Annotated in this window: 16 protein-coding genes and 1 pseudogene; 4 read left to right on the top strand and 13 right to left on the bottom strand. The window is 34.8% G+C overall.

Annotation, left to right across the window (positions count from 1 at the left end):
* Positions 1 to 6 precede the first annotated feature (6 nt).
* A complete protein-coding gene (locus TR08_RS04415) occupies positions 7 to 1,212 on the top strand; it encodes an amidohydrolase family protein (RefSeq protein ID WP_045516076.1) in 1,206 nt (401 codons plus the stop codon).
* A 339-nt stretch (positions 1,213 to 1,551) separates the two neighbouring features.
* Here the strand turns inward: TR08_RS04415 and TR08_RS04420 are convergent, their stop codons facing one another.
* The 9 genes from TR08_RS04420 to TR08_RS04455 all read right to left on the bottom strand — a co-directional run bounded on the left by TR08_RS04420 (position 1,552) and on the right by TR08_RS04455 (position 9,149).
* Positions 1,552 to 2,058, bottom strand: a complete 507-nt coding sequence (locus TR08_RS04420; RefSeq protein ID WP_052427338.1) for a DUF192 domain-containing protein — start codon at positions 2,056 to 2,058, stop codon at positions 1,552 to 1,554.
* A 16-nt stretch (positions 2,059 to 2,074) separates the two neighbouring features.
* Positions 2,075 to 2,236 carry a hypothetical protein gene (locus TR08_RS31760; RefSeq protein WP_193747671.1) on the bottom strand — a complete coding sequence of 54 codons (162 nt, stop codon included), beginning with the start codon at positions 2,234 to 2,236 and terminating at the stop codon, positions 2,075 to 2,077.
* A 138-nt stretch (positions 2,237 to 2,374) separates the two neighbouring features.
* A complete protein-coding gene (locus TR08_RS04425; RefSeq protein ID WP_045516077.1) occupies positions 2,375 to 2,848 on the bottom strand; it encodes a CBO0543 family protein in 474 nt (157 codons plus the stop codon).
* Positions 2,845 to 3,336, bottom strand: coding sequence for a CBO0543 family protein (locus tag TR08_RS04430; protein WP_045516079.1), 492 nt, complete (start codon positions 3,334 to 3,336; stop codon positions 2,845 to 2,847). Before TR08_RS04430 ends, TR08_RS04425 begins: the two co-directional genes overlap by 4 nt.
* A 465-nt stretch (positions 3,337 to 3,801) precedes the next feature.
* Complete coding sequence (locus tag TR08_RS04435) at positions 3,802 to 5,214, bottom strand: sensor histidine kinase (RefSeq protein WP_045516081.1); 1,413 nt, start codon at positions 5,212 to 5,214, stop codon at positions 3,802 to 3,804.
* A gap of 3 nt (positions 5,215 to 5,217) precedes the next feature.
* Complete coding sequence (locus TR08_RS04440) at positions 5,218 to 5,928, bottom strand: response regulator transcription factor (RefSeq protein ID WP_045516083.1); 711 nt, start codon at positions 5,926 to 5,928, stop codon at positions 5,218 to 5,220.
* 159 nt (positions 5,929 to 6,087) lie between these two features.
* Positions 6,088 to 6,447, bottom strand: a complete 360-nt coding sequence (locus TR08_RS04445) for a YxeA family protein (RefSeq protein WP_193747672.1) — start codon at positions 6,445 to 6,447, stop codon at positions 6,088 to 6,090.
* 14 nt (positions 6,448 to 6,461) lie between these two features.
* Positions 6,462 to 8,393, bottom strand: a complete 1,932-nt coding sequence (locus TR08_RS04450) for an FtsX-like permease family protein (RefSeq protein WP_045516085.1) — start codon at positions 8,391 to 8,393, stop codon at positions 6,462 to 6,464.
* Positions 8,394 to 9,149 (bottom strand): ABC transporter ATP-binding protein, encoded by a 756-nt coding sequence (locus TR08_RS04455; protein WP_045516087.1) that lies wholly within the window; start codon positions 9,147 to 9,149, stop codon positions 8,394 to 8,396.
* A gap of 383 nt (positions 9,150 to 9,532) precedes the next feature.
* Here TR08_RS04455 and TR08_RS33820 point away from each other — a divergent pair.
* A pseudogene (locus tag TR08_RS33820) lies at positions 9,533 to 9,652 on the top strand (Tn3 family transposase); the annotation flags it as partial.
* A 349-nt stretch (positions 9,653 to 10,001) separates the two neighbouring features.
* Here TR08_RS33820 and TR08_RS04460 read toward each other — a convergent pair.
* Both TR08_RS04460 and TR08_RS04465 read right to left on the bottom strand, forming a co-directional pair.
* A complete protein-coding gene (locus TR08_RS04460; protein ID WP_045516089.1) occupies positions 10,002 to 10,664 on the bottom strand; it encodes an HAD family hydrolase in 663 nt (220 codons plus the stop codon).
* A gap of 34 nt (positions 10,665 to 10,698) precedes the next feature.
* A complete protein-coding gene (locus TR08_RS04465) occupies positions 10,699 to 11,550 on the bottom strand; it encodes a DegV family protein (protein ID WP_045516090.1) in 852 nt (283 codons plus the stop codon).
* Positions 11,551 to 11,744: 194 nt separating this feature from the next.
* Here TR08_RS04465 and TR08_RS04470 point away from each other — a divergent pair, with 194 nt between their 5' ends.
* Entirely contained in the window at positions 11,745 to 12,254 is a 510-nt protein-coding gene (locus TR08_RS04470; protein WP_045516091.1) for a GNAT family N-acetyltransferase, read from the top strand.
* A gap of 443 nt (positions 12,255 to 12,697) precedes the next feature.
* Entirely contained in the window at positions 12,698 to 12,880 is a 183-nt protein-coding gene (locus tag TR08_RS33535) for a YjcZ family sporulation protein (protein ID WP_045516092.1), read from the top strand.
* A 386-nt stretch (positions 12,881 to 13,266) separates the two neighbouring features.
* Here the strand turns inward: TR08_RS33535 and TR08_RS04480 are convergent, their stop codons facing one another.
* Together TR08_RS04480 and TR08_RS04485 are read right to left on the bottom strand one after the other, a co-directional pair.
* The gene (locus TR08_RS04480) at positions 13,267 to 13,581 is read right to left on the bottom strand and encodes a DMT family transporter (protein ID WP_045516093.1); all 315 of its coding nucleotides are present in this window, start codon (positions 13,579 to 13,581) and stop codon (positions 13,267 to 13,269) included.
* Positions 13,582 to 13,586: 5 nt separating this feature from the next.
* Positions 13,587 to 13,922, bottom strand: coding sequence for a DMT family transporter (locus TR08_RS04485; RefSeq protein ID WP_045516094.1), 336 nt, complete (start codon positions 13,920 to 13,922; stop codon positions 13,587 to 13,589).
* Positions 13,923 to 13,939 lie beyond the last annotated feature (17 nt).

The following is a 13,939-nucleotide window of genomic DNA, read 5'->3' on the forward strand; positions in this document are numbered from 1 at the left end:
AATTACATGATTCGAGGAAAGAAAATCGTAACAGTCAGTCACCTAGGGACCTTGGAAAATGGCTCAATGGTTATTGAGAATGGAAAAATTGCCGATATTGGCAGTTGGGAGAGGATGAAAGAGCAATTCCCTGATTTGGATGTGATTGATTGTTCGAGTTATGTTATTACTCCTTCATTGGTCGATTGTCATACTCATTTACTAGAATTTGCTCCAACCTCTCTCTATCCCGTTACACCTGACACTCATTTTTTTGCTGGAAAAGCGATACTTTTTCATGCCTTGTCATCGGGTATCACGGCACTTGGTGAGCAAATCTGCGGTCATCCGCTTTGTGATTTTTCTAAAGAGGATTATCAAAAGTGCGTTCAGGATCTTCCTCTTGATGTTTCCTTTGCAACAACAAGTATTTCGATCGGTTTCGAAAATTTGGCTCATTTTACATCGATCACACAATCGCGGGGAGTTACACAATACGATTTATCCGACCCGGTTTTAGTGCAAATGATTGCACTTGAAAGTGACTATCCAGGTGAAAATATCTTTATAAATGCCACACCAGCAAATTTTACAGAAAAAGAAGTACCTCGAGCAGGAGAAATTATCTTCACCTTAGAGGAGTTAGAGAGGATTGTAAACATCTATCATCGATTAGGAAAACGAATGGGCGCCCATGTTGCTGGTGAGGAAGGAATCAAATTAGCCTTAGATGCCGGAGTTGATGTCTTGCACCACGCTCACGGAATTACAGATGATCAAATTGAAAAAGCTGCAAAACAAGGAGTGAAAATCGTTGCCACCCCAATGGGTGGTACTCATTTACAGCCTAACTCTCCAGAAGAAATTCTTAAATTCATTGAAAAGGACATTCCCGTATCAATCTCAACTGACTCCTATCTCCCACCCTATCAAGGAACTTCGTGGCTTCCCTTTAATGACCAAACATTAAAGGGACCTGATGTCTTAATGCTTATCGCAAATCCAGCTATGCAGCTATTAAAGAAACATCATTACAATGAAAATAAGATTCTGGCACTACTAACAGACAATCCTGCTAAGCTATTAGGAAAAGATGATGTGTTCGGACGACTAGAAGTAGGATTAGAAGCAAACTTTTTAGTATCTGAGGGTGTTCCTGGACTAGAAATAACAGAGATTAATAATATAAAGAACATTTTCTATAAAGGGGTTAAAGTAGTTGACCGGACTTAATAAATGTACGATTCAATAATCAAGAAATCAATTAAATGGCATAAACATTTTCAAAAAGTCGTTAAGCGTCTCACGGGAAATAGACCTTTGGGACTTAACCACACTTCCTTCCAATATGTATGTCGTTCTCTTTTGGAGAAGTAATAAGTTCAATTATGTAATAGGTTTCAAATATTTCATATCTTGTTCTTCAACTCTACTGACCGTTAGTTTAACAATCCAGTTTCAATAATTTTAACATAATCTTCCTATATTGGATTCCGTTATATTTCAGTAATATTAACATAAATATCCATTAAAAAATCACCTCACCTCTAAGAACTCAGAGGTGAGATGATTTTAATCAAATTTTACAAAATCCCCTTCTTTGATTTGATTCTTTTCAAACCATCCAAGATTGACTTCGATTGCATAATGATAAGAAAGTTCAGGATCATAAGTAGGACATTCATCCTCTTTACAAGGCACCATATCTAGTAATTTCAGAATTTTTCCATCTGAATCAAGAAAAGCAATAGATAAAGGAATTAAGGTGTTTTTCATCCAAAAACCGCCATATGTTTTTCCTGAAAACACAAATAGCATCCCCTCGTTTTCGGGTAATTTTCTAACAAACATTAAACCCTTTTCTCTTTTTCCTTGAGTATCTGCAACTTGAACGGTTAATTTGGTTGTCCTTTCTCCACTGGATACTTTAATCATTTTTGATTGAAGACTTTCTTTTTTTTCTTGACGAAAAAAAAAACCGATTTTTTTTTTTTCAACATATTCACTCACCTTGTCTTTTCCCTTTATAAAAATAGGAAGAAAGTTGGAGTTAAAACGAAAACAAGAAGAAAAAAACAACGAGGAAAACTCCTTTTCACTTCCAATACTTATTATATGGTTTTACATTTATTACTTTATTTTCAATAATCATAGCTACAATATTATTAGACAGGACCTTTACAGGAATATATTTAGAAAGGAAAAGCGATGCTTCTTTAAGCATCGCATCCGTTGGTGCAAAAAAGATGAGAATCATCCTTATTCTTTGGCTCCACCCTGTCAGAATCAACAACCATTATATTAATAATAAACATCCCTCAGTAACACTATCTAATGGGATGTTTTTATTCAATAGATAAAACAATCTAATCGGTATAGAATTCATTAATAATTTTTATGATTGAGTTATCCCCTTTTTAAACCAAAATACAAACTTTTTAACAATAAACATAGCAATTAAATTTACTATTACAGCAAGAAACCAATTCCATTTTTTGTAATCAATTAAAGAACTGTATCTCTCTAAAAAAAATGCGTAAGTAGGTAAAGCCATTCCATATATTAAATAGTAAATAATGATCCATTTCGGGGCTTTTTGGATAGGGTAGAGGAGAATAAAAAAAACAGCATAGGTTGGAAAAATAACATAATGTAAAGAAAAACTCATCTTTGTTGCATAATTAAATTCTCTAAAAGGAAATTCAAGTAACTCAAGTCTTACTTGAAAGTATTCAAAAAGCCATGAAAATGCCTGCCCAAATAAGAACGTAATATGAGCAACCCTCCTTTTATCCTTTGGTACATATTTCAACAAACATAGTACAGCTATAACCCAGGAAAAAACTAAAATGAGAATTTCTTTATTCACTGCTTCTCCACCTTAGTTAATTGTTTTTTAAACCATAAATAATACTGGTGATTAATATATAAGACTAAAAAAAGGCTGATTAATGTCCAATACCACTTCCATTGATGATACATTACTAAATTAGTGGTTTTTTGAAGAATTACTTCAATGACAGTGAATAACCCTGCGAAAAGTAAATAATATAAGATTTTCACTTTAATTTTATTACTTTTTGGAAAATATAGGCTAAAAATAATTGCAATCATTGGGAATAGAAAAAATTCAAAGGAAAAACTTGTTTTATTATATTTATTTGCATCGGGTAATAATTGTACTGGATACTCTATCCATCTCATTTCAACTGCGAATAAACCTGCTATCCAAGTGATTACTTGGAGTGATAAAAATAGCAACCATGCTTCTCTTGCTTTTTCTATAGGTACCATTTTCCAAATTATAATAATACATAACCCCAAAATTCCAATTAATATCCATCTATCAAGGTTCATTACATAGTCACCTTTTGTAAAATTATAAGTTTTATTGTTAACTAATAATTATATTTGTAGTCATTGTAGGTATAAATTTATTACTTAACATCTCTATATATTTTCACTTATGGAACTAACCTCCCCCTTTAACTGAAGAAGAAAATTGAAAAAAGAGCTGCCGCAGCAGCCCCATCTCTAACTCTTGCATCCGTTAGTTTGAATAAGAATAAGTGTAGTTGAATAAGAATAATTTCAACATAATCTCCATTTTACGTGCAAAAATCAGTGTGATTTTTCTTATGGGGGTCCTGCCGACAAAACGCGAATATTATACGTTAAGACATTTTTTGGAAGGTAAAACCCTGATTTTTCTACGCTATGAGGAGAATTCAGGGTTTTTAATCATTGTTCGTTTTTGAAAAAACAAATTGTTGCAAATAAATCTTACAATATTGATATTTGCATTAATTTTACTAGAGGTCTTTAAAATTGAATTTCAATCGTTGTCCCATGACCAACCACACTATCAATTCTAATCTCTCCATCATGTGCCCGAATGATATCGTTGGCTATGGCCATTCCAAGTCCAGAACCTTTGTGGGACTCTCCTGTATTCGTTCCTCGATAATAGCGATCAAAAATTCGATTGAGTTCTTCTTTCTTTATCCCTTTGCCATCATCTTTTATCGTAATATGTGTTCGGTCTTTCTTTTTAACACTCACAACTATTTTCACTTTGCTGTCATTATGGACGATTGCATTATATATTAAATTCGTTAGTGCTCTTCGTACCAGAATTTCATCAACATCCACTCGGATCATTTCTTGGTGTACCTGAAATTCAATATTTCGATTTGAGTATCTGGCATCATTTAAAATATCGATCACGATATTCCGTAATAGCGTTACAATGTTAATCGTTTTTTTGTTTAAAGTTAGTTCTTTATTTTTCAATCTCATTGTTAAGTTTAAATCTTCTAATACATCCTTCATATATAGCGACTTTCTTTCGATAATTTCTGCGTATTCTCTCATTTCATCTAATGAAAATTGATATTCTGGGTCCTTCATCATTTCCGCATAACCTTGAATAGAGGCAAGTGGTGTTTTCATATCATGGGAGATGTTTCCGATCCACTCCTCTTTCATTTGATCCAATTTCTTTCGTTCCCTTTCGTTTTCAGTTAGCTGATTGGATAAATAATTGACATTATAAAAAACATCTTTATAGATTCCTTTAGGTTCATAATTTATATTATAGTCCTTATTTGCTAGTCTTTTTATTCCATCAATTAATGTATGAAGTGGCTTTGTAAGTCGTTTGCTAAATAAATAGCCGATTAATAAAGCAATAAGACCATCTATGAGTAATATAAGAATACTCCCTATTTTAAAATTGTGTAAGAGATCACGGGAGTCATAGGATAATGTGATTTTTTCAATAGAAGGATTTTCAAATCCAATTAAGTAACTATAATTGTAGTTATCGATCTTTTTACCACTAACAAAAACAGTGGCATATATATCTTTCTCTACATATTTGTGAATATTGACAACTTCTAAAGGTGTGTACTTTTTCTTTATCCCTTCAGGTAGCCTATAACCGTATAGCTCCTTTCCATTTTCGTCTAAAATTTGGACCCATGCTTCATGCTTGATAAGTTCTTTTTTTCCTTGGTTGCTAATGGCTACTTCATTATTTGAAAACGTAATATGTTCCTGAAAACGCCTTGTAAAGGATTCTGCAGAAATGGTTTCTCTGTCTTGAAAAATCGGTACATTAAATGCAGATTGGGCAAAAAACAATGCCAAAAAGGTGAGAATATTTATGAAAATAACGAGGATGACAACTATAACGACAGATAGGAGAAATCTTCCTGTTAACCTCCATTTCATTTCCTATTCACCCTTTACGACAAGCTTGTAGCCTAACCCTTTTACAGTCATTAGATACTTGGGGTTTGAAGGCTGTTCTTCAATTTTTTCTCGCAATCTCCGGATATGTACCATGATCGTATTATCAAATCCGATAAAATCCTCTCCCCAGACGCTATCACAGAGCCTTTCTTTACTAATGACCAAATTAGGGTTTTGAAGAAAATATGTCATTAATCCGAGCTCTTTTCGTTTTAATTCTATGATTTCACCGTTCTTCGATAATTCTGCTTTTTGTTCATTTAACTCAAAGGGACCTGCTTTAATAATGGAATCCATCTTTTCTTCTGTCTGTGAAAAATCGGCTCTTCGTAATTGTGCTTTTACTCGATAGGCTAATTCCTTCGGGCTAAAGGGCTTTGTAATATAATCATCCCCACCAATGGCGAACCCTAAAATCCTGTCAATTTCTTCTGCTTTTGCGGATAAAAAGAGAATCGGCACATTAGAAATATTCCTTATTTGCTTACAGACATCATAGCCTTCCCCGTCTGGCAGCATGATATCGAGTAACACAAGATCAGGTTTTTTTTGTTGAAATTGAGTGAATCCGTCTTTCGCTGTAGTGGCGGTTATGACATTTTCGATACCTTCTTTCATTAATACCGTTTGAATAAGCCTTAAAATATCCTCTTCATCATCTATGATTAAAACCTTTTTATTCGTTAGCGACATTCCAATTACTACCTCCAAAATTGTTATAACTATTCCTTCATTATATAGAATTTGAGTCCCGGATTGAAATCAGGCTAAAAAGTGTCATTTTCAATCAGAAAGCTTCCTTTAATTCAAAAAAGAACCCTGTATCAAAAGGATTCTTCCCTGAAGTATTCTTTACTTTAACTTATCTTTTGCTTTTTCAGGTAGTTCTTCTTTTGTAACTTCCTGATATGATGTAATCCCTTTTCCATCCTTTACGAACAATCTTAAATAAGCTTTTTCGCGGAGTTGTTTAGTGGCAGTAAACGTAAGTGTTTTTTGCTTGCCCTCTTGATCATAAGCAGGTAATTCGTATTCATAACTGACATATTTCTGTCCATTGTCTGCTTTGTCTTCGATTTTCTTACCTTGCCCTTCAATCCGGGTATAGTATTCATCGGCACCTAATCTGTTAAGGTTTACGTTTTGAATAAACACCAACCCTCCTATTAAAATAGCTGCTATAACCGTACATGATATGATTAATTTCTTCATTATAATTCTCCTTTTTATTTTGATTTCGTTACAATTTTGTAGTAGGCATTCACGGTTAAGAAATAATAAACGATGTATATACAGGTATACACGCCCATGCATATCACAACCGGAATAACTAAGCTGGTTTGCATTAATCTCGATAAAGCCGTTAGGGCAACGAAACAATGAGCGATCCCTGCTATTAATGGCAGAGCAAAGACAAATAAAACTTGTTTAGCAATGGATCTCTTTACCTCTTTTTTGTTGACACCGATTTTGTGTAGAATTTCATAACGACCCTTGTCTGAGTTTGCTTCTGTTAGTTGTTTAAAGTAAATGATACTTCCTGTAGCAGCAAGGAAAACTAATCCTAAGAATCCACCCATAAAGATCATTAAGCCTGATGATTCCATTCCAGCAGAATAATCTGCATAAAAGCTTGAGAATCTTGCTTCGACTGGCAGAATCAATTGAATATCTTTTGTTAATTGCTTAGCTTCATCTTCATTAGTAATCTCGTAAACTTCCATTTTCACACTGTTTGTTTCTTTTCCTAATTGAGTAAACAACTGTTCACTTACCACAACGGTTGTACTAGCTGTATAATAATTGAGGGCATTATATTTTTTCAGACTCTTAAATGTAATATTCTCGACGCGATCGTTCACCTTCAAAGAAATCGTTGAACCTATATAGTTCGGTGACATTCCTTCATAGTACCCTGCATCCAGTGCAGCTGCTTCATTTCCTTTTAAGGAAAGCTTGTCGGTTCTTTTTTGTACTTTTGCTAGCTTATTAAAATCACTATCCGAAATTACGGTATACATCATTTCATTACTGAACAAATTATTTTTTAAGGTTGTGACATCTGCATTGATTTGCAGTGTTGGAATCGACTCATGATAAATAACGTCATGATTTTTATTGTTTGAAATAATATCTCTTACTTGATTCGTTACGTTCTTGTCTTGATCAATAAACATCATGCTATTTGGATTGGCGAGTCCTACATTACTTCTATTGTTGTAATACAAGCTGTAGGCTGTTCCAACAGCAGTTAATGTTGTCGCACTTAGCACAGCAATGATCGTTAACGTACGAGCATTCCCCTTTATGCGATAGAGGAGCTGGGATGTTCCGATTAAGTTAATCCCTTTCCAATAGGACCTTTTATTCTTTCTAGACATCTTTAATAAGTACACAGTTAATGTACTAAATAAGAAGTACGTCCCTAGAATGACCGTCGCTAAAATAACAAGGGGCGTTACCATGAAGCCCATTGCTTTCCATGCATTTGACTCCATTAAATTTTGAAGTGCGAGCCAATAACCGATTCCGACTAATATAACGGATAATAGTGCCATAATGAACGATGATTTCGGCTCTTGTTCCCCTTCTTTATCGGCTTGGAATAATTCGATTAATTTAAACCGATAAATTAATCGGTATCCTTGAAACGACGTAATGATGGTTATAAGAGAGAATACGATGATTGTGTTCACAATGGCTGCTAATGAGATGGTGAAATCTCCAATGGCCTCAAAGCCCATGACACCCATCAAAATCGATACAAAAAACTTCGATAAAACGGAACCGAGTAGAATTCCGATAATCTGAGCTAAAATCCCCATAATAAAGTTTTCGTAGAAAAGCATGCGACCAATTTGTTTCTTACGCACACCCAGTAAAGAATAGAGACCGACTTCTTTTTTCCGTTTCCTTGTAAAGAATGAGTTCGAATACCAAATAAAAATAGCCACAAAGACCATTAAGACGACTGCTGCCCCACTAAAAGCTGAGCTGATTTTAGGTGAAGCATCAGAAGTAGCTTGGAGCGTTTCATCATATTTTAATGAAACGAAGGTAAAGTAAATGACGATACTGAAAATCATTGAAGCAAAATATAGGAAATAGTTAGTAAAATTTTGACGAATATTTTTCCTAGCAATACTAAAGAGCGTCATTTAATACCCACCTCCAAGAGAAGCGAGGACATCTAAGATCTTTTGAAAGAAATCCTGACGAGATTGGTGATTTTTATGAATTTCTGTATAGGTCCTACCATCCTTAATAAAAAAAACCCGTTTACAGAAGCTTGCAGCGTAAGCATCATGAGTGACCATCATAATGGTGGATTGATTCTGTTCGTTTAATGCGTTTAAGCTTTCTAGTAGACTTGTAGCCGATTTGGAATCAAGTGCCCCTGTTGGCTCGTCTGCTAAGATTAAGCTTGGATTTCCGACAATGGCTCGTGATGCTGCTGTTCTTTGTTTCTGACCTCCGGATATATGATAAGGGTATTTATCTAGAATTTCCCGAATTCCAAATGTATCGGCGATTTCATTCACGCGTTTTTCAATCTCATTTGCCGGTACTTTTGATAGCGCAAGTGGAAGCAAAATATTTTCCTTTACCGTTAACGTATCAAGCAGGTTATAGTCTTGGAAAATAAAACCAAGCTTATTTCGGCGGAAGTCAGATAATTGTTCCTCATTCATTCTGACAATATTTTGATTGGTAATCATGATCTCTCCTGATGAAGGCGTATCAATCGTGGACAAAATATTTAGCAAAGTTGATTTACCAGCCCCAGAAGGTCCCATAATTCCAATAAATTCACCTTCTTTAATTTCCAAATCAATATCTTCTAACGCTTTATATAAATTTCCCTTAGTTCCAAATACTTTTTGAACATTTTTTGCTTGTAAGATGGTTTTCATAAGTAATCCTCCTTGTTTAACTACAAAGACGATTATATTCCCCCAACCTTACACCATTTTAATGTAAACCTTAAATAAACCTTAAAAAACAACAAACTCCGAAAAAGAATTTGCTGTTTAAAGGTTTTGTCATTGCTCGGGATTAACTTGGCAACATAGTCGAAGTAAAAGAGAAGACTCCCTTTTCTTAAAATAACCATCACGGCATGGATAAATAAAACCGCACCTCCTTCTGTTGATGAATACTTAGCAGAGAAAATGGATTCATTACATAATCGACTTGAATGGATTAAAGCTAATATCACAGAATTAGATGGGGTTAATTTTGAAGACGGACGGTTACGAATCAACAAAAGAAGTTTTTTACAGACAAAATGTCAACAGCCTCGCAGTGGCGTTTATATGAAGATGCCATGAATAAAGCACAAGCCGTTCTGGTAAATTTCCAGCATCAGTTGAGTTTGTCGTCGTATTGGGGAGATGGCACAACTTCTTCTTCAGAGGAATTACTTTCTCATATATCCCCATTGGGATGGGAACACGTTAACTTCTTAGGTGAATATGCTTTTAAACCTGAGATTTCGATCTCTATTCATTCCCTACGTCCACTTAGAACATAAGTAAAACCCTGATTTTTCTCCTTAGCGTAGAAAAATCAGGGTTTTAACCTCCAGAAAATGTCTTACCGTATAATATCCGCGTTTTGTCGGCAGGACCCCTTATGGAATCACACTGCTTTTATAGTTGTTTTTATATTTGCTTTTCCTATGCGGGTACCTCAAATAGAACGTCTTACCAATAATATTATTTAGAGTTTTTATATTAATCCTCTAAGTTGAGACTTTTCATTCGTTACTTAATTATTTCCCATTTCTTATGATTAGCTACTTCTAAAAGACGAGGCTCTGGGTTAACAGCAACAGGATTTCCTACTAATTCAAGAACATTTAAATCAGTGAAACTATCCCCATATGCAAAGCTATTTTGCCAATCAACCTTCATGTTAGATAGATGGGCATTAATAAATTCCGTTTTTCGTTCACCATAAATATAGTTGATAGAAGAGTTCTTCATCAGTTTTTCATCATTAAAGGGAATACTGCTTCCGATAATACAATCAAAGTTAACATTTTTCGTAACTGAGTTAAGGAGTGGCTCATAGGCTCCTGAGACAAGCATTGTATAATAGCCATCCATTCTGTGTTGTTCAAGTCTATGTAACATCGGTTCACTAAGATTTTGACTCATAATCCCGCCAATTTGTGAAAAAAACTGCTCAATTTCTGCTTTTGGAGAAGAACCAAAAGCAGCTATATAGGACCTCATTGAATACTCTTTCATTTTTTGTTCAGGATAAAGTTTACATTTGTATGCAAGGTAAACCGGTAAAATCCTAAGGAAGAAGTTCCGATACTTATGAAAATGTATAGGATGATTCTTCAAATGCCCCATCAAAAGCGGGAACGTCTCATTAGGAAATAAAGTTCCATCGAAATCAAAAATTGCAACCTTCATATTATCAGCCTTTCTTATCGTTTATTTACCACTCCTAAACTTCTAATCCTGCAATTCCGATACCGCCAGGTCCAGCATGAGTAGATATCATGGCGCCGGCTTGAATCCATTTTACATTTTTGAAACCAGTTTCTTTTGCGATTTTATCCATCCCTTGCTTGATCCCTTCATAAAGTCCGATCGAGTAAAGAAGATAAAGTTGTTCTCTATCAATGTCATATTGATCTAAATAATCTCGCATGAGTTTTACTGAAACTACATCCATATTTCCACGATATTTTTTTGTTGAAACTAGATTTCCATCAATTAATTCAATACGTGGCTTTATTTTTAACAAAGCTCCTCCGAGATAAGCTAGATTACTAACTCGTCCACCTGCTCTTAAAAATTCTAATCTGCCGGGAACGAAAGCCAGTCTTGATTTAGGAACTTTTGATTCAATCTTTTCTACTAAGCGAACAGGGTCAATCGAGGGTTCATTCTCTAATAAGGAAACCGCATACATCATAATAGCCGTTAATCCACCTGTAACGTTCAATGCGTCAATTAGAAAAATATCATCCAATTCTTCCGTTGCGATGATCGCATTTTGGAAGGAAGAAGATGCCTTTGACGTATAGCCTATATGTATGATGATGCAATCAGGATAATCATTTTTGATCTTCGCGAAAAATTCAAGATATTCATGGGAATTGGTGGACGTTGTTGAGGGTATTTTCTTCGTCCGTTCGTAATAATCATAAATATCCGTTACAGGTAACGAACCATCTAAATAATCCTTTCCATCCATGATCACGTGCATCGGGACCACTTGAACATTATGTTTATTAGCCAATTCTACTGGTAAATCCGCACCACTCTCTGTCGTTAAAATAATTCTTCTCATAAATATCCCCCAATTCTATATAAAAGCCATTACGATTCATTTGCATTTTTAAGTTCTACTCTACTATACATGAAAAAGGTGGATAGGCTAAACATATCCAGAAAGAAATATTAAGTACCTATACACCAACAATAGGTTACGCAAAGCCGATAAATGATATAATAGCAATATCACATGAATGAGGTGTTTAATAATTGAAAGTACTTGAAACAGATCGTTTAATTCTTCGATGGTTAACAACAGATGATGCAGCGTTTATACTCGAACTTTTAAATGACCCTTCTTGGATACACTATATTGGAGATAAAGGTGTACGAACGCTTGAAGATGCTAAGAACTATATTTTAACTGGCCCCTTAAATATGTATTCCCAACTGGGCTTTGGTCTTTATCTGGTAGAACGAAAGCAAGGAAAGAGCCCCATTGGCATTTGCGGTTTATTAAAAAGAGATACACTAGAAAATGCTGATATTGGCTTTGCTTTTCTATCTAGATATCAATCACAAGGTTATGGATTTGAGTCAGCCTCTGCGGCGCTTAAATATGGACATGAACAACTGCATCTTAAGAGAATCTTGGCCATAACATCTATGGACAATCATGGTTCCTCCAAGCTGCTTGAAAAAATCGGAATGAAATTTGAAAGGACGATTAGTTTTCCGAATGAAACGGAAGAGCTTAAATTGTTTGCATCTGAATTATAAAAATCTTCGGTTTATCCAATTTCCGTTTTCAATCCTGTCAGAATGAGACCGGTATTCGGACAGCTTTCCCCAATTTTGGGACTTGTTAGTCCGAATGAGACCGGTATTTGGACAGCTTTTCCTTTTTTAGGTCTCCCTTGTCCCAATCACTCTACATACGCTCAGTAAATGTCTTAGGCTCAATTTTTAGCAATGTTAGCACAATATTTACGAATTGAGCCTAAGAAAAAGAACTGCTGTAGGAATCAAAGAAAAAGAAACTTTAAAGTTCCGAGATACTTTTTAAATGATTAATAGCAAAGTAATATTTTTGGGTTCAGAACACAATTACTGTACCTCAGCCCATATATATAAATATAGACGGGCTCCAATTTCCTTTCTGAGTGTATTATATAGTGTAATGTCATAATAGCTCTCCATACATTCGAAAGGAAGTGTAAAAAATGGATAATAACTTACCATTTGTTGGTGGTGCTAATGTTCTTCCCCAGCCTCCATTGTCTTACGGCTATGCGGCTCCTGTTTATGGCGATTGTATTCCTGCTCGTGGGTGTGATAATTTTATAATCATAGTAGTGTTGTTTATTTTATTAATCATTATTGGTGCAGTTTGTTTCTGCGTTTAAAAGGCTGACCTGAGGAGTAGCTGGTGAGTATAAATCTTTGTCACTACCCTTGTCAGTTGGTAAGGGGAATGACGTACCGTAGTGTCAATGGTGTTCAAACATGAAGATTTTATCGAGTTAGATGATTAGCTTAGACTAAATCTATTAAATAATCCTCATCTTTACTCCGGATGAGGATTATTTTTCCTTAAATTTAATATTTTATCACCATTTATTATTTATTCTGGATTTTAAACATCGTCGATAATCAACTATTTGGCAATCTCAATTCGACTGGTGCTGCATAAAATAGTGGGGTTTAATGTCACCTCTTATTCCATAAATGTCCCGATTGATGAATAAAAACTAATTTATGGTTAACTGCTGTATCCTTTGAAACTTCCATCTTAAGAAACAAGTTTTAAACCTATTGCTGCACCTAAAACCATAGTAATAAAAATAATTCTTCGCCAGTCTTTTGACTCACCATAAAAAAGCATTCCTAATACTGCCCCTCCAGAAGCACCAATTCCTGTCCAGATTGCATATGCTGTCCCCATAGGTAGTGTTCTCATAGCGTAAGCTAGAAACAGAAAACTCGCTCCAAACCCTAAAAATAACTGAACTAAAGATTGCCAATTACGATCCTTATGCAATTTATTAATCATAGTAACGCCAAACATTTCAAATATTCCTGCTAAGATTAAAGATATCCACGCCATTAGAATTAAGCTCCTTCCTGAACATTGTCTTTTGTAACTAATTTCAAGCCAATTACACCTGCTAATAAAAATAAAATCAAAAGTATTTTGCTTACATTAAAAGGTTCTCCAAAGAAAATAATTTCAGAAATAACTGTTCCGGCTGTACCCATTCCTACAAAAACTGCATAAACCGTTCCCACTGGAAGTTTTCGTCCAGCCATAATCATTAAATAAAAGCTGATAATGATGGAAATAACTGTTCCAGTCCAAGTCCAAAAGTCGTTTGCGTGTTTTAACCCTATAACCCAAAAAACTTCAAAAAAAGCAGCAATAAAAACTTTAACCCAATTAGTATTCATTTAAATACAACCTCCAA

Source organism: Neobacillus niacini, assembly GCF_000759675.1.
In the GTDB taxonomy this organism is placed as follows: Bacteria; Bacillota; Bacilli; order Bacillales; family Cytobacillaceae; genus Neobacillus; species Neobacillus niacini_A.